Below are 19,769 nucleotides of genomic sequence, written 5' to 3' on the forward strand. Positions count from 1 at the left end.
AAATTGAATGTCCAGTGCAATCAGGAAGAAATGGACAATATCAAGCGCAGAAGATGAAGAAAAGGTTAATAATCTATCTCAGGAGATAAACGTACCGGCCTCTTTAGCCAGAATTCTGGTTGAGAGGAAAATACACTCACGCGCTGATGCGAAGAAATTTTTCGTCCATGATCTAAAAAATCTTTATGACCCGTTCCTTATGAAAGGAATGGAAACCGCTTCCGAAAGGATAATAGAGGTTATAAAGAATAAAGAAAAGATCCTTATCTTTGGTGACTACGATGTAGACGGTACATCCGGGGTTTCCATGTTTCACACATTTTTAAGAGATCTAGGCGTACCCAACGAAGTTTTTATACCCGATAGGTTCACAGATGGTTATGGCCTATCCAACACTGGAATAGATCATGCTAATTCACTTGGCATAAAGCTAATTGTTGCCATCGATTGCGGCATTACCGCAGTTGATAAGGTTGATTATGCCAAGTCGCTTGGTATTGATATGATAATATGTGACCATCACCAGCCGCCGGCAACTCTTCCAAACGCGTATGCTATTCTGGATGCGCTGCAGCCGGACTGCAATTACCCGTTCAAGAGTCTTTGCGGCACAGGCGTTGCGTTTAAGCTTATACAGGCTGTTTGCAAAAAGCTTGAGCTGAATGACTGGCAGTCACTTCTTGATTTTGTTGCCGTTGCAACGGCTGCCGATATGGTGCCGGTAATTGATGAGAACAGAACGCTAATAAGCTATGGATTTAAGCAGATATTAAATAATCCAAGACCCAGCTTTGCAACAATATTTAAAAATTCAAGCTTAAAGCTTGAACATATCACAACATCAAACGTTGTGTTCACAATCGGACCCCGCATAAATGCCGTTGGCAGGCTTGGCGATGCTACCAGGGCTGTTAAGTTCTTAACCAGCAAGTCAATAGCTGAAGCTGAAGAATTAATGAGCGTGCTTGAGAAAGAAAATTCTAACCGCAAAAAAATTGACAGCGAAATTTACCTGCAGGCGCAAAGCTCATACGAAACTTACAAAGTGAACAGTATAAACACCGCTGAAAAAGATGATGTAGCAATTGTGCTGCATAATCCTGAGTGGCACCCTGGTGTGCTTGGTATAATAGCTTCAAGAATGGTAGAGAAATATTACAGGCCTTCAATCATACTTACAACATTCAACGGTTATGCCAAAGGTTCAGCCAGAAGCATAAATAATTTCAATATCTATGAAGCGATCAAGCGGACATCTGAAGAATGCGGTGCAGTCGTTCAGTTTGGCGGTCATTTTCACGCAGCCGGAATAGAAATTGAAGTTGAAAAGGTTGAGGAATTCAGAAATACATTTAACAGGATAGCTAAAAGTATCATAAATGATACAGCAGGCGGTAAAGAGCTGCTTATACCTGAAATTAAGGTTGATGCTGAAATTGATGTAACAGAAGTGAACCAGAGATTTGTTAAAATACTGAGTCATTTTGAGCCTTTTGGACCGGGAAATATGACACCGGTATTTTTAACCCGTGACCTGCAGATAGTGGGGGACCCTAAAACATATAACGGCTCAACAACTGTATTTAAGGTCAGAAAAGGAACTCAAAACGGAAACAGGTTTGATAATTACAGCTTTGATTGTGTTTACTACCAGTCACCCGATCTTGACGAGAGCTCACGCTATCATTTAAAGACCGGAACAAAGCTTGATATTATTTATTCAGTTGAGGAAAATCACTGGAACGGAAATACAAAGACACAGTTCAGGATAAGAGATCTTAAGATCAATTAACAATGAACAAATAGCATCGAGTAATTACGAATTAATAATTACGAATTCAAATTAACAATTTTTAAAAGTCTAAATTTTTATTTCAAAGTATGTCAGGACACTCGAAGTGGTCAACAATAAAAAGGAAAAAAGGCGCAATTGATGCTGCCAGGGGAAAAGTATTCACCAAAATAATCAAGGAAATTACCGTAGCTGCCAGGATAGGCGGCGGTGATATCGAAGCGAATCCCAGGCTTAGACTTGCAGTAAACAATGCCAAGTCAAACAATATGCCTGCAGATAATATTACCAGGGCTATTAAAAAAGGAACCGGCGAGCTTGAAGGTGTAAGCTATGATGAAATAACATATGAAGGATACGGACCCGGCGGAGTTGCGCTGATTATTGAATCAATGACAGATAACAAGAACCGTACAGTTGCAGAGCTGCGGCATTTGCTTTCAAAACACGGCGGCAATCTGGCTGAATCAGGCGCAGTGAGCTGGAATTTTGAGCGCAAGGGTGTTATAACCGTTACAAAAGGAAGTTACACAGAAGATGACCTGATGAATGTTATACTTGATGCCGGAGCTGATGATATGGAAGGTGAAGAAGATTTTTATGAAGTTACAGCATCACTTGAAAACTTTGAAACTGTAAGAAAAGCAATCGAAGCATCAGGACTAAACGGCGCTAAGATAGAAAGCGCTTCGCTGCAATATGTGCCTAAACAAACCACAAAGGTTGAAGGCGGTGCTGCTGAATCCACAATAAAGCTGATAAGCGTAATAGAAGATAACGATGATGTGCAGAATGTTTATTCAAACGCTGATATTGATGAGAAGGTAATGGAAGAATTTGGATAAGGTAATACAATTACAAATTTCAAATTACAAATTTCAAATTGATAATACTTGGAGTTGATCCCGGAACGCTTTTTACGGGTTATGCCGTAATAAGCGGTGTAAACGAAAAGCTGGAAATGCTGTGCTGCGATGTCATTAAAATACCCGCCAAAAATAAATTTCCCGTTAGATTAAAACAGATATATGATTCACTGGTTGATGTGATCGAGGAATATAAACCGGATGAATTTGCAATTGAAACCGCGTTTTACAGCAAAAATGTTCAGTCAACATTAAAACTGGGTCACGCAAGGGGAGTTTCTATACTTGCTGCAGTAAATAAACAGATTCCCACCACAGAATACTCACCCCGCGAGGTTAAAAAATCAGTTTCAGGCCTGGGAGCCGCTTCAAAGGAACAGGTAAGATTTATGGTTTGCAGCATACTGAATATTGATATTAATTCACTCCCCAAACAAACCGATATTTCAGACGCAATTGCAGTGGCAATTTGCCATCACAATAAAATGCTTGGCGGCAGTATTAAAAAATCCAAAGGCAGCAGCTGGGAAGCCTATGTGAAGGAGAATCCGAAAAAAGTTAAAGTGCAAACGTGAAACGTCAAACGTGAAATGTGAAGCGTCAAACGTGAAATGTGAAACGTCAAACGTGAAATGTGAAACGTCAAACGTCAAACGTGAAATCTTCAATCGCTGCGCTCAGTAAGGCAAGCGTGAAAACTTTCTACTCTTACTTCTGTAAGGCTGGTGTGAAAAATTAAAAAGATTGATACAATACTATTTTTTATTAAAAGTATTGAGATTTTATTATTAAAGATTAATGATAGATTATATAAAAGGTAAGCTCATTAACAAAAAGGCTGCGCAATTAATAGTTGAGGCGGGCGGAATAGGCTACAGTATTAACTGTACTTTGGGAACAATTGAAAATACCGGAAGCATAGGTGATGAAGTAATGATTTCTGTTCACCTGAATATAAAAGATAACCCGTTTTCAGTAACGCTTTACGGCTTCCGTGATGAAGCAGAAAGAGAGTGCTTCAGGCAGATCATCTCGGTATCAGGTATTGGTCCCAAAACCGGGCTGAGTATCCTTTCAGCTATCAGTTATAATGACTTAATCGATATGATATCAAAGGGTAATTATCATCCATTGACCTCAATTTCAGGTGTGGGTAAAAAAACAGCTGAAAGGCTTGCTGTGGAGCTTAAAGATAAGCTGGGCAAAGTTGAAACTGAAACAGCAGGCGTTAATTTAAATTCAGGAAAGCTTGGTGAGCTTGGCAAGGCATCTGAGGTAATTGGAGCGCTTATGGCGCTTGGCTACAACAGGCTTGAAGCTGATAAAATGGTCAGAACCATTTCATCACGCAGTGATTTTATGGATATGCCGACAGAAGCAGCGGTTCGCGAAATTTTAAGAGGGAAATGACAGCTATCCCTCAAATTCTGTTTTTTCTATTTCTTCAATAGGTATCGGGTAATTACCGCTGAAACATGCATCACAGTAACTTATCTTTTCGCCATGCTTATTAATACCCTGCGGCACTGAATCATGCAGCTTATCAAGCGATAAATACTCAACTGAATTCACATCGAGATATTCCCTGATCTTCTCTAGATCCCTATCACACTGGTTAGCGATAAGCTCGCTTTTTGAAGGGAAATCCATGCCGTAATAACACGGTGAAATTATCGGCGGTGATGTTATTCTTAAATGAATTTCTTTTGGGCCGGCTTCTTTCACCAGCTTTACAAGCTGCCGGGCAGTAGTTCCCCTTACTATTGAATCATCAACTATTACAACAATCCTGTCTTTGAGAACAGATTTAACAGTATTGAATTTTGCTTTTACTTTTATTTCCCTGTTATCCTGCCCGGGCTGAATAAATGTTCTGCCGATATAATGGCTTCTTATTAAACCAAGCTCCAGCTTAACATAAGGATTGCTTTTTATGGTTTCAGTAACGAAACCAAGCGCAGCGGTATTGCTTGAATCCGGTACGCTTATTACAACTACTTTTTTATCTTCGATGTTCGCTTTTGGTGCAGGTTTTTCAATTGACAGGTTTTTCCCCAGCTTTCTGCGGACCTTATCCACTGTATGCCCGAAAATTGTAGAATCAGGGCGTGAGAAATAGATATATTCAAAAATACAGTGTTTTGTTTCAGGTTTTTTATCGATGAAAAAAGATTTAACTTCGCCGGTTCTGATCACTTCATCATCAATCTGAATAACTTCACCGGCTTTCAGATCGCGGATATAATCAGCGTTTATGATATCAAATGCACAGGTTTCAGATGCAAATACAAAGCTGGAGCCCAGCTTCGCCATGGAAAGTGGCCTTACGGCATAGGGATCCCTGATAGCAAAGAGCTTATCATCAGTTATAAGTATAATTGAATAAGCGCCCCTTATCTGCCTGGCAGCATCGAGGATCTTATCTATCATTTCATTTTCACGCGAGCGGGCAATCAGATGAAGGAAAATTTCGCTGTCTGTTGAAGTCTGAAACAATGTACCTTCATTCTGCAGCTTTTCCCTTAGCTCGCGGGTGTTGGTAAAATTACCGTTGTGTGAAAGCGCCAAATGTCCTTCTTTAAAATTAACTTTAAAGGGCTGAATATTAGCGCGGCTATCCGATGCACCGGTGGTGGAATAACGGTTATGGCCGATAGCTGCTGAGCCTTTGAGTACATTTGTTAAAATATTTTTCCCTGAAAATACGTTGAGTGCAATGCCGTGTCCTTTATGAATGTTGAACCTGTACCTGCCGTTATCCAGCTTTTCAGAAGCGCATATGCCGGAAGCTTCCTGCCCGCGGTGCTGCTGCGAGTGCAGTCCGTAATAAGTCATAACGGCAGCCTGCGGGTGGTCATATATGCCGAATATAGCGCAGTTACTGTGCGGTTTATCATCGCCGTCAAAATCTTTAGGATCTGAATCCATGCCTTTGGAGCTGATCAATTTAATTTCCAATTTTATATATAAATTTTTAAATTATTCTGATATGATTTGAAAATATCCAACCTCTTGAAGCTGTCCAGCATTCAACTCTGTAAATACCGGGCTCTTTTACATCCCAGGCTGCATTCATGCCTTTGGTCTGGTTCAGCAAATTGCCGTTATGAATAAGTTTTATATCACATTCTTTTGGCACCAGCGCACGAAGTATCACATTTTCACCTTTAGCTGTAATAGTATCGCCCATATTGCATGTTATTCCCCTGAATTCAGCATAAAACCTGAAACCGCGTGCACTACCGTTGTAAAAATTTGCAACGAAACATTTTCCGTACCTTAGCGCATCAAGAATTTTGGTTTTATCCTTTTCAAATGAAGCTGAATTGTTTTTTGATATTTCTTCATCAAGCAAAACATGTGTCCTGATTGACTTGAATAAAACCTTATATGCAAATATTTCAACCTCAAAAAATCCTAAAACGTTCTGTTTGAGTGCATGAGCGTCAACTCCGCCAATACCGGTCACATGCCTGCTCATAGCGGCATCATCCCATCTTTTAAGTGTTTTGGCAGAAGGAGCAATAATTGATTTAAGGGGATGAAGAAAGCGGTCAATTTTATTGCCTTCGTCCATTCCTTCTATCCATTCACTCATATGGTTCCAGATCTCAATTCCCGTATAATCATCAGTTTCTTCGATCCATGGATAAGAGGGATGTTCAGGCAAATGGGAGCGTTCTTCATCGGGATGAGCTAAAAAACCAATACCGCCTTTTTCCTTTATCTGCTTAACATATTCTTTTGCAGAAAGTTTGCAGCCCAGCTCTCCGTTTCCAAGCTCACGGTAAGTACCGATAACTTCTTTCAATCCAAATGTAAGGTAGTGATTTTTATTAGCCATATCATTAACTTCATAGCCAATAATAACCATAACATTATTCAGCCATTTTTCATAACCATCTATGATAGGCTGCAGAGTATTATGGTCGGTCATTAAGATGAAATCCAGGTCAGAATCATTTGCCGCTTTGGCAATATCTTCAATTTTTCCTGTTCCATCTGAATAAACAGAATGTATATGTACCGCACCTGCGTATTCGTACATTTTAGACCTGAATTATTGGATTAAGAACAAAAATAACTTTAAAAGTAATTAATATAAATGTATTATTGTATATCTATGAAACAAAGCAGGCTAAGTATTAAGAAACTCGTATTTTTCATAATTTTAACCGGATTTTTTTGTCCTGAAATTATATACAGCCAGTTAAAAGAGGAAAATTTACTGCTTAAGTACGGAAGCTGGGCTTTACTGCAGTGCATTCCCTCACCTGTGTTTTACGATGACAGTAATGAAGAAAAGGCAAAATTAAAATTCGGTCTTCAGTGGCACGTAGTGCCTGTTTCTTATTCATTTAACACAAATAAATATGTATCTCCCCTGAATTTTCTCTTCATTAAGCCAAATAAACGCTTTTCAGGTTCTATAGAAACTTATTTTGAACCTTCATTTATTCCGGGTGGATTCAGGAATAACAACCTCAAAAAATTTATGTATAATGCCGGAGTTCGTTTGGTGCTGCCGGTGTTTCACAAAGGAGAGTATCTGGCTATTTCAGCCGGCGGCGGATATTATAATCAGCAGTCAGAAGAAAAAAAATATGAAGGTATCACCTATGAAGCAGGAATTTACAGTTTTTTCGGAATGATGGGGCTGAAATTTCAGTATAATACAAACGGGCTGAGCAGATATAATATTGGGCTGTATATAAAATATTATTAATGAAAAAAAACATAACATATCTTTTATTATTATTATCATTATCAGCTTTACCGGGCTGCAACCTTTTATTGGTAGCAGTTAAGAATGTTCCGACATTTTTTGAAAGTCCGCGTAAAGTTAAAAATAAAATTAAAGAACCTTTAAAGCCCGATGTAAGACTTTCAGCTCTTTGGATTGGACATGCTACAGTATTATTACAGATGGATGATAAGGTCATAATCACAGATCCTTTTTTAACCGAAACTGCAGGAGAGTTTGCAAGAAGAGTTGTTGAGCCGGGAATAGATGTGGAAAATATTCCACCTTGTGACCTGATACTGATCTCACATTCACATTTTGATCATTTAAATCTAGCCAGCCTGGAAATGCTGGAAGAAAAAAGCAATAAAACCGCACTGGTTTTTCCCGAAGACCTTGAAAATTACCTGCCTGCTTATGATATGAACCTGGTAAGAATGAAAAATAATAACGGATATGAATCAGGTATAACCGGCGAAACCAGAATAATAAACGGCATAAAAGTAACAACAGTATTTGCGCAGCATTGGGGCGGCAGGTACGGAATTGATGGTTATGTTTGGGGTGATAATGCATTTACAGGCTATATTCTGGAATATAACTGCATGACAGTATATTTTGCAGGTGATACAGGATATGATAACCAAAAATTTAAAAAGCTCGGTGAATTATATAAAATTGATCTTGCGTTGATACCTATTGGTCCGTGCGCCGATTGTAAACAATGCGGTACCTATAACCACGTATTCCCTGTGGATGCTTATGATATATTTAAAGATATGAAGGCTAAACATATGCTGCCGATTCACTACGGTACACTTCACTTTGCCCAGGCAGACCCGATGGAGCCGGTTTATGCTTTCAGAGAAATTATTAAAAATAACAAAGCGGGGGAATTTATAAAGATCCTTGAAATAGGGGAACAGGAAATTTATCTGAGAAAATAATAAAAAAGTGAAAGCCCGCATTTTGGGAAGCGGACTTTCCGGGGATATTGAGGTAATGCTGATCTAAAAAAAACTTAAAGTTTTGATGACTATTATACTCTTTTCCAGTGACCCGGAATCCAAAAAAGCTTTCCGTGTTTGTTATGTTTGTAATGACCCGGTACCCAGACATATTTTGGACCGGGTTTAACTGTATTACTGATTTCTGCTGATTTATTCATTTCAGATGAAATGGAATTTCCTGAAAAACCAAATAATAAAACAAATATTGCCGTAATTGTTAATAATGTTAGTTTGATGGTTTTCATAAAATTTCTCCTTTAGTTAAATGATTAACTGTATCTTTTGTAAATTAGACAGGAGAAATTTAAAAAGGTTTAAAAGGGGAAATAAAATTATTTTAACAAGTAAAACTTGTTACTTTCTGAAGTATTTTTTTAATTTAATAGATAAATTTACAAGGATTAAAGTGAGCTGTACATTCTGGCCAATCAATTTTTCAGCTTCTTCAAGCTGAAGAACAATGTTGAAGATATCACTTTCAGGGAAATTAGTATTTAACTTACCGAGCCTTTCAGCGAGGTCATAGTTAACCAGCATTCCGCTTTCCGATGAGCCTGCTGCTTTTACTCTTAACAGGTCTCTTATCCATATATTCAAAAAGAATAAAAACTGGCGGGTTTTTTCTTTATCATTTTTAGCTGAAATTGTTCTGCATAAAGAAATTACCTGCGCTGTATCATTTTTAAGCAGGGAAACCAGGAAATCAAGCGCCTGGCTGCGAAGTTCTTCAATTCCCATTTGCAGCAGGTCATTTGCCCTGCTGTAGCTGCCAAAACACAACCTGGCAGCAAGCTTTACCTGTTTTTCTGTATAGCCGCCGGTTTCTAAGAGCTTATCTGTAATTAAGCTTTCCTCTAAGGATTCAAAATGAATTCTTTGGCACCTTCCAATAATTGTTTGAGGTAATGAATTTACTTTTGAAGTGGTTAAGATTATCATGCTGTTTTTGGGAGGCTCTTCGAGTATTTTCAGCAAAGCATTAGCAGCTTCCTGCTTCATTTTATCGGCTTCTGAGATCAGGAATACTTTTTTATATCCGGCAGGCGCAGAAAGATAAATTTTACTTACCAGATCACGAATGCTGTTGATCCTGATGTTGTTTGCCCCGGATATGCTGATACGGTGGTAAGGATTTTCAGATTTCAAAGCAATTTGTTCCATATATTCATCAAAATCAGAAGCGGCAAGCTTATCAACAGGGTCACTTTCAGATTCATCAGTTTTTGAAGCGGGCAGAGCAGTTATAAGCTTGAAATATTCTGAGCGGAATGAAGATATTTTTCTGCAATTATCGCATTTATCGCAGGCTTCATTGCCGTTTACAGGCTGAGTACAATTCAGAAGCTTTGCAAACTCGATAGCGGCAGCATCTTTGCCAACTCCATCAGTGCCTTCAAACAGATAAGCGTGAGCAGCTTTACCGCTTAGAAATATTGACTTAAGCTTTTCAACAACCTGTGACTGACCTATTATATTTTTCCACATAGAGGGTAATATCCAGTCTAAAAAGCATTGCCCAGTCCAAAATGAACTGCGAATTTATTTTTAAAAATATTTGAAGGCTGCTGCCATAACCATTTGTTTCCCTCACCGGCCTGCGGATCATAAAGCTTAAAGCCAAGATCAATTCTAACAGGTCCAACGAAGGTATCATACCTGATACCTAATCCGGCAGCAAGAGCAATTTGATTAAATTTAAATTTCCCGTCACTTTCCCATACATTGCCGTAATCCAGAAATAATACTCCCCATACCGGGGCAAGAAAGCTTCTATCGGGAAATGGTTTTCTTCTGAGTTCAAGGCTGCCTTCAAGTATAAACTTACCCCCCTGTTCAGGGTCTGCTAAAATGCCTCCTGTTTGAGCGCGCCAGCCGCGGAGGCTGTTGCCTCCGCCCATGAAGAACTTATATGGCAGAGTAACAGGTTCAATATTCTCACCGGAGCCATATTCGATAATATCACCCAGCTCAAAATTTGTTGCTATAATAGTTGCGGCCCTGCCACCTGAAATATCAAAATAAAAGCTGTTCAGGGTACTGAGCTTAAAATACTGAGAGTAATATAAACTTTTGTTAAACAAACTTATAAGCCTCGGAATATTTCCTGCGGATTCACCTGTTATAGAATGGTAAAATCCGTTTGAAGGGTTAAAAAGATTATTTGTGCTGTTATGAATAACAGTTAAACCTAAAATACTGTTAACTACATATAACCTTTCTTCATTTTTCAGTCCAGTATTGGTATCAAGTACGTTCAGCTTTAATTGTAAATAGTCAAAAGTAACATCGCTGTATGCATTTTTGTAAAAGGTATGATCTGATATAAAATATGTTAATCTCAACAGATTTTGGGAAACTATTGCCTGTATATCTTCATTCAGATTCAGAAATGCTATTTCAGGCGTAAGTGTTGCGGTAATATTATTATTGAATAAAAACGGCTGAAAAAGGTTGAAGCTCAAAGTAATGCCATTAATATATTTTGAGTTATACAGTCCTTCTGTAGTTACACTGAATGTTCTGCCGCCTCCAAAAAAATCTTTATCTTTGTATTCAAGGTTTGCCCCGAGAAACAGCCTGTTAGACTGATAAGAAGTATAAATACCGGGCGTCAGCTCATATTTATTATTGAGTTCTATATTTACCTCAGTATTTACAATTTTTGTTTCAGTATTTACTGAATCCGGAATTACTCTACCAAGTGAAATAATTGCAAGTTTTGTGAAATTTTTTTCACTTTCGATCATTTTGCTTCTGCTGAAAATTTCACCTTCTTTAAAAGCAAGCTCCCTTGAAACGACAGTTTGGCTAATATTGTAATTATTTTTTTCTATTTTAAATTTTATTCTGCCAAACCTGTAAACATCCTGTGTACCGATAAATCTCATTCTGACTATTACTTTATCATTATATTCAGGGTCTTTCTGCATTTCTTCCGAAAATTTACCGATAATAATTCCTCTCCGGGAAGAATCAATTTTACTTCTTACGGTATCTATCTGCGCGAAGAAATATCCGTTATCCTGAAGGATTCCGAGTATGCGGTCTTTTTCTCTGTTTATATTGTTTTTTATATAAGGCGTACCCGGTTCAACAAGCCTGTTGGCATTGATCTCGTTCCTGATATTATCGGGTATTTTATCAAGTCCCTGCAGTCTGAATTCTTTTATAAGATACCTTGGATTTTCGATAATAATAAATGTAATATCCATTTCATTATCATCTTTATCAAGCTTTGTGACGGTATCTATAGCAGCATCAAAAAAGCCGTTATCAAAATAAAACTTATTCAGCCGCTGAATATCTTCTTCCAGGTTAATACGGTTAAAATATTTTTCTCTGGGCAGGAGCATAATATCCAGCAGGGCAGCTTCTGAAAATGATTCGGTTTTTTTGAACTTAAAATCAATATCACCTGTTTCTGTTTTTTTTGACTGCGCTGAAAGATCGCCAGCAATCATTAACAGGATAAAAATAGCCGTAAAAAGTATATTAGCAGTAAAATTTTTCAATTAAAATAGTGTATAAAAAACCCCGATGGCTCGGGGTTTTTGAAATATTGAGCTTTTTAAAAATCAGAAATCCTTTTCTTCATCATCATAGAAAAAGTCTTCTTTTGTCGGATAGTCAAGCCAGATCTCTTCAATGCTTTCGTAGGGCTCATCGGTATCTTCCAGATCCCTGAGGTTTTCGATAACCTCCTGCGGAGCGCCTGTTCTTATTGCATAATCTATGAGCTCTGCTTTATTAGCCGGCCATGGTGCATCATCAAGGTAAGAAGCCAGTTCCAGAGTCCATACCATATTTTCTTCTCCTTTTGAATATAGTTTAAAGTTTTGTTTATTTTAAAAAATCGTTGAAACTAAAAACGGAAAAAATTAATCTCTCAGGCGCGGATCGAGTGCATCCCTTAAGCCTTCACCTACAAGGTTGTAGGCAACTACAGTAAGAAATATCATAAAGCCCGGGAATACAGCAAGCCACCATGAACTGGTTGCGCCTCTTGCTTCAGAAAGCACTGAACCCCATGTAACTTTTGTAGCTGCAACACCAAAACCCAGGAAGCTTAAGCCTGCTTCTGAAAGAATTGCACCTGCAATTTCAAATGATGCGGCTATAAGTACCGGGGCAATTGCGTTTGGCAGAACATGCCTGAAAATTATTCGAACATTTGAAAGGCCGAGTGAAACCGCCGCCTGTACGTAATCCATATTCCTTACCTTCAATATTTCGCCTCTAACCAGCTTAGTATTTCCGGTCCAGCTGGTAAGCCCAATGGCTATCATAATGTACCAGATACTCGAGCCATACAATGCTACAATCGTAATAATAAGAAAGAATGACGGGAAGAGCTGCATAATTTCAACAAAGCGCATAATAACAAGATCAACTTTGCCGCCATAATAACCGGCAAGTGAGCCGAGCAATACTCCGATAAAAATTGCGATACCCGCTGCTATGAATCCAACTGAAAGTGATACCCTTGAGCCGTGTATAAGGCCTGAGAGAACATCTCTTCCGATAGCATCAGTTCCCAGGTAATGCCCTGATTCAATAGAAGGCGGAGCCGAGTTATTGAAGAGATCAACATTAGACGGAGCATATTTTATAGGCGGCCAGATTGCGGATTCGAAAGTTAAAGTTTTCCAGTCAACATTCAAAAAATCTCCTTCCCATTTGGAAAGTCCAAGCCCAACCATATATTCCTTAATAACGGGGAAATAGGTTGTACCTTTATAACTGCAGTATAGCGGCTTATCGTTAGCAACAAAATCAGCGGTTAAAGCCATAGCAACCAGGAAAAAAACTACATAAAGTGCAGCTACTGCAAGCTTATTTTTTTTATACTGGTGTTTAACCAAAGACCAGTAAGTCTGATCTACTTTTCTTTTTTGTGATTCGCCGTTTTTGGGGATCTCATTTCCTTCGGTTACCATACCTTGCGGCATGGGTCCCCCTGCCATGGTATTATCTGCTATAAATTCACTTTCAGGGACTTTTCTGTCTTTATCTGCCATATGAAGTAGTAATTTTTATTTCTTAGAAAACGCGATCCTTGGATCAACAATTGCGTAAAGTATATCAACTAAAAGCAAACCGAACATAGTTAAAACTGCCGCAAGAACAAGCTCTGCCATAATAAGCGGGTAATCTCTTGCAATTAATGCCTGGAAAGCAAGCTGTCCGATACCTGGGATACTGAAAATTGATTCAATAATAACTGAACCGCCAACAAGGCTGGGCAAAATACCGCCGAGCAGTGTTATAATTGGTATTAATGAATTGCGAAGCGCATGTTTTAATACAACTTTTTTTTCAGTCAGACCTTTTGCCCGGGCTGTTCTTACATAATCCTGCCTGATAACTTCAAGCATACTTCCGCGCATCTGCCTTGAAAGGAAAGCAAAGCTTGCAAGTGAACTGCATGTTACCGGAAGAATAAGATGGTAAATCCTGTCCCATGCTTTTTCCAGAAAGCTCCAGTTTTCAGAGCCTAAAGTATATAAGCCTGAAGTTGGAAATATTTTTATGTATTCAACATTTGCAAGGAATACAATAGCCATTGTAGCCACCCAAAAAGAGGGGAGCGAATAAAATACAAACAGCATAAAAGTAGAGAACCTGTCTATTTTGCTGTATTGTCTTGCTGCTGAATAGATACCGATAGGTATTGCAATGAGGTAACTTAATGATATTACCATCAGTGTAATAGGTGCAGTAACCGGAATTCTTTCCATGATCTTGCTCATAACAGGGCGGTTATCAACAAATGAATTGCCGAAATCACCGGTAGCCATATTACCAAGCCAGATTAAGTACTGCATATAGATCGGTTTATCCAATCCCCATTTCTGTTTATAATAATCCTTAGCCTGCTGATTAAGCTGACTTTTTTCATCAGCTTTCATATTTTCTCCGCTTACGCCAACTTTTAATTCCGTCGGGTCACCGGGCGCAAGCCTGGATATTGTGAACGTAATAATTGTGATAGCTATCAGCGTTGGTATAAATAACAGGATTCTTTTTAAAATGTACTGTGACATTCTTTATCTGCGTTTAGTTATTCTTATTCTGAGTGTATTTTTGTGATCCTGTCGGTACCCACCATTCATTATACGAAGGACTTGGCTGAATGTTATACCATCTTGCATTTTTAAATCTCTTATCATGTATATATCTTGCCCTCGGGCTCCATAAGAATGTATATGGCTGCTCATCATAAATAAGCTTTTGCCATTCTTTTATAAGAGCTGTTCGTTTGTTCTCATCCATTTCATTTCTATATGTTTCTATAAGGCTATCATTAGTTTTATTTTTAAAGCTAATGTAATTACTTCCTTCTCCTTCAGACTGTGATGAATGCCATATCTGGTATGGGTCCGGCGGAGTTGTTGGTGATGTCCATGCTGAGTATGTTGCTTCAAATTCATGTTTTTTCGTTTTATCAAGATAAACTGACCATTCAAGCTCCTGTACTTCTGCCTGGATACCAACTTTTTTCAAAGCGTCAACAATAACCAAAAGGATCTGCTTTCTTACAGGGTTTGTATTGCTTAAGAATGTAAATTTGAAATCAGTTTTTTTGCCGTTAATAACTTTATCTAAAACGCCGTCACCGTTGCTATCTTTCCATCCTGCTTCTTCAAGAAGCTTTTTAGCTTTTTCAGGGTCATATTGAATTTCGGGAAGATCTGAATTTAAGATCTTTGTGTTTTTGTAGAAAACATGTGATTGAATAGGAACACCATCGCCATACATTACTTTATCAATAATTGTTTTTCTATCAACCAAATGAGCAAGTGCAAGCCTTACTTTTTTATCCTGGAAAAGCGGGTTTAGCTGGTTCCAAGCTAGGTAAGTATATGCAGGTTCAAAAGGTCTAGCTTTTACCAGGTTAAACTGATCGGCGTTTTCCAGATCTTTATAAAAATCAGAGGGTTTTATTACCGACATTGCGTCAATCTCTTTATTTTTTGCTGCAACAAGAGCTGCTGAATTATCCTGTATGGTTTTAAATATAATTTTCTGGGGATAATTAGGGGTTACAACAGTGCCACCCCAATAGTTTGCATTTCTAACTAATGTAACTCCCGCGCCAGTATCCCATTTTTCAAATTTGTAAGGTCCTGAACCAATAAGGTATTTTGCATCCCTTGATACTTCCTGGGAATTTATGAAATCAGCGTATTTCATCATCGCGCCGTTATTTCTTGCGGCATTCATATCTTTAAATTCTTCCCATGTAAATTTATCTGTTATATTTTCAGGATCAAGTACATGTTTTGGAAGAATACTGAAAAGTCCTAATGTATAAATACCTCTCCAGTTGGGTTTGGTTAAAGTAAATTTTACTTTCAAAGGGTCTCCATCTGCAACTTCAGCTTTTTCTACCATTTCAAAATAATTCCTTGTTGCTGCTGCATCAATGAAAGGTATTTTGATCAGCTTTAAAGTAAAGATCACGTCGTTAGCAGTAACAGGTTTCCCGTCTGAAAATTTCGCGTTTTTATTTATTGTGAAAGTGTATGTCAAGTTATCTGCAGATATAACCGGTAAGTTTGCAAGTAATGGTTCAAGTTCATATGTTTCTTTATTTTGAGTCAATAAATATTCAAAAATATATGAACAAATTTCAGATGCAGTGGCATCATTTGAAACTATAGGGTTAAGCTTTTCAGGGTCAGACATCTCTCTGATAATAAGCCAGTCTCCGCTTACAGCGGTAGCAGTATCTACTGCTGCAACATCGTTTGTTTGCTGATTATTGTTTGTGTTCTGCTGAGTGGTTTTTCCGCCGCAACCGGTCATAACTAATGTAATTATCAAAACTGCAAAGAGGGCAGTTATTTTAAGTTTATTCATAGATTGATGTATCAAATTAAATTGGGAAATTTATTTTATTGTAAAATCCTTAAATTTTTGCGCTATAAACCGCAATTTATCTATAATAATGAGAAATTCAACTGCAAAATGCATTCTGTTTAAAATGCAGAAATCAACTAAAAACAAGCAAAACCAGGGTTAGTTCAGTCAAATAAATTTATACCGTAATACAGTGTTAATTCTTATCCTGGTATTTCCGCTGATTTGCAGGAACCCACCACTCCGGTGTATGATAAGCTGTCGGAGGCGTTGGATACCATCTTACATTTTTGAACCTATCTGCGTAAACGTATTTAGCTTTAGGCGTCCAAAGGAAAGTATAAGCCTGTTCATCATAAAGAACTTTCTGCAGCTGTTTGTTTATTTCAATTCTTTTTGCTTCATCAAACTCACTGCGGTAAGCCTGCATTAATGAATCAGCCAATGGGCTGGAATAGCTTCCGTAATTGCTGCCGTCATTTTTTGATTGGGATGAATGAAATATCTGGTACTGATCAGGCGGGTAATCTGTTAAAACCCATGCACCCATTAAAGCATCAAATTCATGTTTTTTAATTTTTTCAAGAAATACAGACCATTCAAGTGTCTGAATTTCTGCAATGATACCTACTTTTTTAAGTGCGTCAGCAACTACAAGTATAGTCTGTTTCCTTGATTCATTGGTATTAAGAAGGTAAGTGAATTTGAAATCAACCTTTTTTCCGTTTATGGTTTTATCAAGAATGCCGTCACCATCGTTATCCTTCCAGCCTGCTTCGCTAAGGAGCTGTTTTGCTTTTTCGGGGTTGAATTCAATTGGCGGAAGATCAGGGTTGAAATTCTTTTTATCACCAAAGTAAATGGGGCTCTGGATAGGAACAGCAAGTCCGTATTGTACCTTTTCGATAATTAAATTCCTGTCAACAAGATATGCAAGCGCCCAGCGTACTTTTACATCGCTGAATAATACATTATTATGGTTATAACCAATGTAAACGAACTGAGGTTCGAACGGGTCAGCTTTTTTCATGTTGAACTGTTCAGGATTTGCAAGCTCTTTTACAAAATCCATAGGCTTCACTACATACATCAGGTCAATTTCTTTATTCTTTGCTGCTACAGTAGCGGCGCTTTGATCCTGGATCACCCTTATTATAAGTTTTTCAGGATAGGTCATACCGTGAACAGCGGTTTTATTCCAGTAATTCGGATTTCTTTTAAAGTAAACCCATTGACCTGTATCCCATTTTTCAAAAGTGTATGGTCCTGAGCCGATAAGCCTTGAAGGATCACGGTTTGCTTCCTGTGAATTGAAGAAATCAGCGAACTTTTTCATACTTTCGTTCTTACGGGCTGTTGCCAAATCCTTGCATTCTTCAAAAGTATATTTATCCGTAAGGTTTTCAGGGTCCGCCGCAGCTTTAGACATAATCTGAATATCAGAAAGCGCATAAACTGCCTTAAAGTAAGGCCTTGAAAGATTGAACCTGACAGTGTATTCATCACCGTTCACAAGCTCAACATTTTTCAGCATATCAATAGCCTGTCTTGACTGCGCTGCATCAACAAGCGGATTCATCATAGCTTTATAAGTGAAAATTACATCTTTGCCTGTTAATGGTTTCCCATCGGAAAATGTAATTCCTTTTTTAAGCCTGAAAGTATATGTTAAATGGTCAGGTGTTTCTTCAGGTTTTGCTTCCACAAGCCAGGGAACAAGCTCGTAATCTTCTCTGCCTGCTGCCCACATAAGCCTTTCAAACACATGAAGGGAAAATTCCCTTCCTGTAGCATCCTGCAATGTCACTGGATTCAGGCTTTGGGGGTCAGCCAGCTCACGCTGTATGATCCAGTCACCGGTAACCGCACCTGTTGTATCGGTTGCAGCTACTTTGCTGTAGTCATCCTTATTTTCTGTTGTTGTATTATCCTTTTTAGAGCAGTTTATTGAAGTAAGAGCAATCAGGGCAGCGAAAAGCAGGTTAAAATACGTTTTCATACTTTTAGTATTTAATTATTCAAAGTCATGTTCCAGGTATTCTACTGAGCGTTCATAACCCAGGTTTCCGGCTTTGAGTTTGGATTTATTGTTAATTGCAATTTCAAGTTTATCGCTTAATGCCTTTGCAGCATCGTAACCGTAGTGTTTGCAAAGGTAATTGAGAGCAATAATTTCAGAAATTACCGTAATGTTTTTACCGGGGAAAATAGGCAGTCTAACGAACGGAAGCTCGACACCAAGCAGTTCTATGGTTTCATTATCAAGCCCGGTCCTGGTGTATTCCTTTTTCGGGTCCCATTCTTCCAGATTCACAAGAAGCTCGACCCTTTTTTGAAACCTTATAGCTCTGATGCCGAAGACACTCCTAACGTCTATAATGCCAAGTCCCCTGATTTCCATAAAATGCTTAACAAGCTCAGTGCCTGTACCCATCAGAATACCATCACCCTTACGGGAGATCATTACGACATCATCAGCAACTAAGCGGTGGCCGCGCTCGACAAGATCGAGGGCAATTTCACTTTTGCCGATGCCGCTTCTTCCGTAGAAAAGAAGCCCTACACCGTAAACATCAACAAATGAACCGTGCAGCGCTACCTGGGGAGAGAACTGATCATCGAGGAAGTCATTTATAAAATAGGCGAATTTTGTGGTTTCAAGCGGTGTGATAAAAACCGGTATCTCCTTCTTATCAGCCATTTCCATAAATTCTTCGCTTGGCTTATTGTTGAAAGTAAGGCAGATACAGGGCATATTGAATGAGAAGAATTTTTTAAGGGTTTTAGTCCGCTGCTCTGATGAAAGTGTCTTTAAGTAGCGCATTTCTGTGTTACCGAGTATTTGTACTCTGTCAAAGGTAAAAAGTGCCGTATAACCTGCAAGTGCAAGACCCGGCCTGTTGATATGCTGATCACGTATGTTCTTATCAAGTCCCTTGGAGGGATCTGATATCATTGAAAGCTTGAACCGCTCTTTGGCTGCATTATAGAAAAAATCAACACTGATCTTTTCTTTGCGTATCTCTTCAATGTTTTTTAAAACTTTATGAAAATGTTTCATTCAGATATTTTTATTCAGCTTCAATATGCTTAACGGATTTTTCTCCGCTGTGATCGGTCAGCTTATCTTTAAATTTCCTAACCTGGGTTTCAACTTTTTCCATTGAGGCAAGGATTGATTTCATGAAATCATCTGAGGATTCTTTAGCAGTAAAAGTATGGTTATTCTTAGCGTGGACTATAACTTCAGCATGTTTAATGCTGTTTTCAGGTTTATCATAACTTAATATGACTTCTGTCTTTATGATTCCGTCGTAAATCTGTGAAAATTTTTTAGCTTCTTCTTCTGCAAATGTTCTGAGTGAATCGTGGGCTTTAAAATGGCGTGCTGTAAAGATGAATGACATAGTTAATCCTCCATATAATAAAATGAACAAATTCAGGGCAATCTGCCCTTTATTTGCAAATATGCTAAAGTAGTTCGTTAATTTCAA

General features: G+C 38.3%; 18 protein-coding genes. 6 read left to right on the top strand and 12 right to left on the bottom strand.

Features of this window, described 5'->3' with window-relative positions; genetic code table 11:
- Positions 1–7: 7 nt before the first annotated feature.
- From recJ to ruvA, 4 genes are all read left to right on the top strand, one after another.
- Positions 8–1,792 (top strand): single-stranded-DNA-specific exonuclease RecJ, encoded by a 1,785-nt coding sequence (gene recJ, locus J0M37_07270; GenBank protein MBN8584881.1) that lies wholly within the window; start codon positions 8–10, stop codon positions 1,790–1,792.
- 89 nt (positions 1,793–1,881) lie between these two features.
- The gene (locus J0M37_07275) at positions 1,882–2,637 is read left to right on the top strand and encodes a YebC/PmpR family DNA-binding transcriptional regulator (GenBank protein MBN8584882.1); all 756 of its coding nucleotides are present in this window, start codon (positions 1,882–1,884) and stop codon (positions 2,635–2,637) included.
- A 38-nt stretch (positions 2,638–2,675) separates the two neighbouring features.
- Positions 2,676–3,233 (top strand): crossover junction endodeoxyribonuclease RuvC, encoded by a 558-nt coding sequence (gene ruvC / locus J0M37_07280; protein ID MBN8584883.1) that lies wholly within the window; start codon positions 2,676–2,678, stop codon positions 3,231–3,233.
- A gap of 223 nt (positions 3,234–3,456) precedes the next feature.
- Positions 3,457–4,068, top strand: a complete 612-nt coding sequence (gene ruvA / locus J0M37_07285) for a Holliday junction branch migration protein RuvA (GenBank protein ID MBN8584884.1) — start codon at positions 3,457–3,459, stop codon at positions 4,066–4,068.
- Between the two features lie 3 nt (positions 4,069–4,071).
- On the opposite strand, the gene J0M37_07290 is transcribed toward ruvA, so the two are convergent.
- Together J0M37_07290 and J0M37_07295 are read right to left on the bottom strand one after the other, a co-directional pair.
- A complete protein-coding gene (locus J0M37_07290; protein MBN8584885.1) occupies positions 4,072–5,586 on the bottom strand; it encodes an amidophosphoribosyltransferase in 1,515 nt (504 codons plus the stop codon).
- 46 nt (positions 5,587–5,632) lie between these two features.
- A complete protein-coding gene (locus J0M37_07295; GenBank protein MBN8584886.1) occupies positions 5,633–6,706 on the bottom strand; it encodes a CehA/McbA family metallohydrolase in 1,074 nt (357 codons plus the stop codon).
- A gap of 57 nt (positions 6,707–6,763) precedes the next feature.
- On the opposite strand from J0M37_07295, the gene J0M37_07300 reads away from it, so the two are divergent.
- Both J0M37_07300 and J0M37_07305 read left to right on the top strand, forming a co-directional pair.
- The gene (locus J0M37_07300; GenBank protein MBN8584887.1) at positions 6,764–7,384 is read left to right on the top strand and encodes a hypothetical protein; all 621 of its coding nucleotides are present in this window, start codon (positions 6,764–6,766) and stop codon (positions 7,382–7,384) included.
- The gene (locus tag J0M37_07305) at positions 7,384–8,349 is read left to right on the top strand and encodes an MBL fold metallo-hydrolase (protein ID MBN8584888.1); all 966 of its coding nucleotides are present in this window, start codon (positions 7,384–7,386) and stop codon (positions 8,347–8,349) included. Before J0M37_07300 ends, J0M37_07305 begins: the two co-directional genes overlap by 1 nt.
- Positions 8,350–8,441: 92 nt before the next feature.
- Here J0M37_07305 and J0M37_07310 read toward each other — a convergent pair whose 3' ends face one another.
- From J0M37_07310 to raiA, 10 genes are all read right to left on the bottom strand, one after another.
- Positions 8,442–8,657, bottom strand: coding sequence for a YXWGXW repeat-containing protein (locus tag J0M37_07310; protein ID MBN8584889.1), 216 nt, complete (start codon positions 8,655–8,657; stop codon positions 8,442–8,444).
- Positions 8,658–8,766: 109 nt separating this feature from the next.
- Positions 8,767–9,897, bottom strand: coding sequence for an AAA family ATPase (locus tag J0M37_07315; GenBank protein MBN8584890.1), 1,131 nt, complete (start codon positions 9,895–9,897; stop codon positions 8,767–8,769).
- Positions 9,898–9,914: 17 nt separating this feature from the next.
- Entirely contained in the window at positions 9,915–11,924 is a 2,010-nt protein-coding gene (locus tag J0M37_07320; protein ID MBN8584891.1) for a BamA/TamA family outer membrane protein, read from the bottom strand.
- A 63-nt stretch (positions 11,925–11,987) separates the two neighbouring features.
- A complete protein-coding gene (locus J0M37_07325; protein ID MBN8584892.1) occupies positions 11,988–12,215 on the bottom strand; it encodes a DUF2795 domain-containing protein in 228 nt (75 codons plus the stop codon).
- Between the two features lie 75 nt (positions 12,216–12,290).
- The gene (locus J0M37_07330; GenBank protein MBN8584893.1) at positions 12,291–13,349 is read right to left on the bottom strand and encodes an ABC transporter permease; all 1,059 of its coding nucleotides are present in this window, start codon (positions 13,347–13,349) and stop codon (positions 12,291–12,293) included.
- Between the two features lie 96 nt (positions 13,350–13,445).
- Positions 13,446–14,456, bottom strand: a complete 1,011-nt coding sequence (locus J0M37_07335; protein MBN8584894.1) for an ABC transporter permease — start codon at positions 14,454–14,456, stop codon at positions 13,446–13,448.
- 13 nt (positions 14,457–14,469) lie between these two features.
- The gene (locus J0M37_07340; GenBank protein ID MBN8584895.1) at positions 14,470–16,275 is read right to left on the bottom strand and encodes a hypothetical protein; all 1,806 of its coding nucleotides are present in this window, start codon (positions 16,273–16,275) and stop codon (positions 14,470–14,472) included.
- Positions 16,276–16,471: 196 nt separating this feature from the next.
- Positions 16,472–18,274 carry a hypothetical protein gene (locus J0M37_07345; protein MBN8584896.1) on the bottom strand — a complete coding sequence of 601 codons (1,803 nt, stop codon included), beginning with the start codon at positions 18,272–18,274 and terminating at the stop codon, positions 16,472–16,474.
- A 15-nt stretch (positions 18,275–18,289) separates the two neighbouring features.
- Positions 18,290–19,336: an HPr kinase/phosphorylase gene (locus J0M37_07350; GenBank protein ID MBN8584897.1), complete on the bottom strand. Its 1,047-nt coding sequence runs from the start codon at positions 19,334–19,336 to the stop codon at positions 18,290–18,292.
- Positions 19,337–19,346: 10 nt separating this feature from the next.
- Positions 19,347–19,682, bottom strand: a complete 336-nt coding sequence (raiA, locus tag J0M37_07355) for a ribosome-associated translation inhibitor RaiA (protein MBN8584898.1) — start codon at positions 19,680–19,682, stop codon at positions 19,347–19,349.
- Between the last annotated feature and the right edge of the window lie 87 nt (positions 19,683–19,769).

This window comes from Ignavibacteria bacterium (genome assembly GCA_017303675.1).
GTDB lineage: Bacteria > Bacteroidota > Ignavibacteria > Tepidaquicellales > OLB5 > OLB5.

Coding starts and splice junctions, on each gene's coding strand:
- recJ (MBN8584881.1), top strand. CDS start 8: ATGTCCAGTGCAATCAGGAAGAAATGGACAATATCAAGCGCAGAAGAT.
- J0M37_07275 (MBN8584882.1), top strand. CDS start 1,882: ATGTCAGGACACTCGAAGTGGTCAACAATAAAAAGGAAAAAAGGCGCA.
- ruvA (MBN8584884.1), top strand. CDS start 3,457: ATGATAGATTATATAAAAGGTAAGCTCATTAACAAAAAGGCTGCGCAA.
- J0M37_07290 (MBN8584885.1), bottom strand. CDS start 5,586: ATGGATTCAGATCCTAAAGATTTTGACGGCGATGATAAACCGCACAGT.
- J0M37_07295 (MBN8584886.1), bottom strand. CDS start 6,706: ATGTACGAATACGCAGGTGCGGTACATATACATTCTGTTTATTCAGAT.
- J0M37_07300 (MBN8584887.1), top strand. CDS start 6,764: ATGTATTATTGTATATCTATGAAACAAAGCAGGCTAAGTATTAAGAAA.
- J0M37_07305 (MBN8584888.1), top strand. CDS start 7,384: ATGAAAAAAAACATAACATATCTTTTATTATTATTATCATTATCAGCT.
- J0M37_07310 (MBN8584889.1), bottom strand. CDS start 8,657: ATGAAAACCATCAAACTAACATTATTAACAATTACGGCAATATTTGTT.
- J0M37_07315 (MBN8584890.1), bottom strand. CDS start 9,897: ATGTGGAAAAATATAATAGGTCAGTCACAGGTTGTTGAAAAGCTTAAG.
- J0M37_07325 (MBN8584892.1), bottom strand. CDS start 12,215: ATGGTATGGACTCTGGAACTGGCTTCTTACCTTGATGATGCACCATGG.
- J0M37_07330 (MBN8584893.1), bottom strand. CDS start 13,349: ATGGTAACCGAAGGAAATGAGATCCCCAAAAACGGCGAATCACAAAAA.
- J0M37_07335 (MBN8584894.1), bottom strand. CDS start 14,456: ATGTCACAGTACATTTTAAAAAGAATCCTGTTATTTATACCAACGCTG.
- J0M37_07340 (MBN8584895.1), bottom strand. CDS start 16,275: ATGAATAAACTTAAAATAACTGCCCTCTTTGCAGTTTTGATAATTACA.
- J0M37_07345 (MBN8584896.1), bottom strand. CDS start 18,274: ATGAAAACGTATTTTAACCTGCTTTTCGCTGCCCTGATTGCTCTTACT.
- J0M37_07350 (MBN8584897.1), bottom strand. CDS start 19,336: ATGAAACATTTTCATAAAGTTTTAAAAAACATTGAAGAGATACGCAAA.
- raiA (MBN8584898.1), bottom strand. CDS start 19,682: ATGTCATTCATCTTTACAGCACGCCATTTTAAAGCCCACGATTCACTC.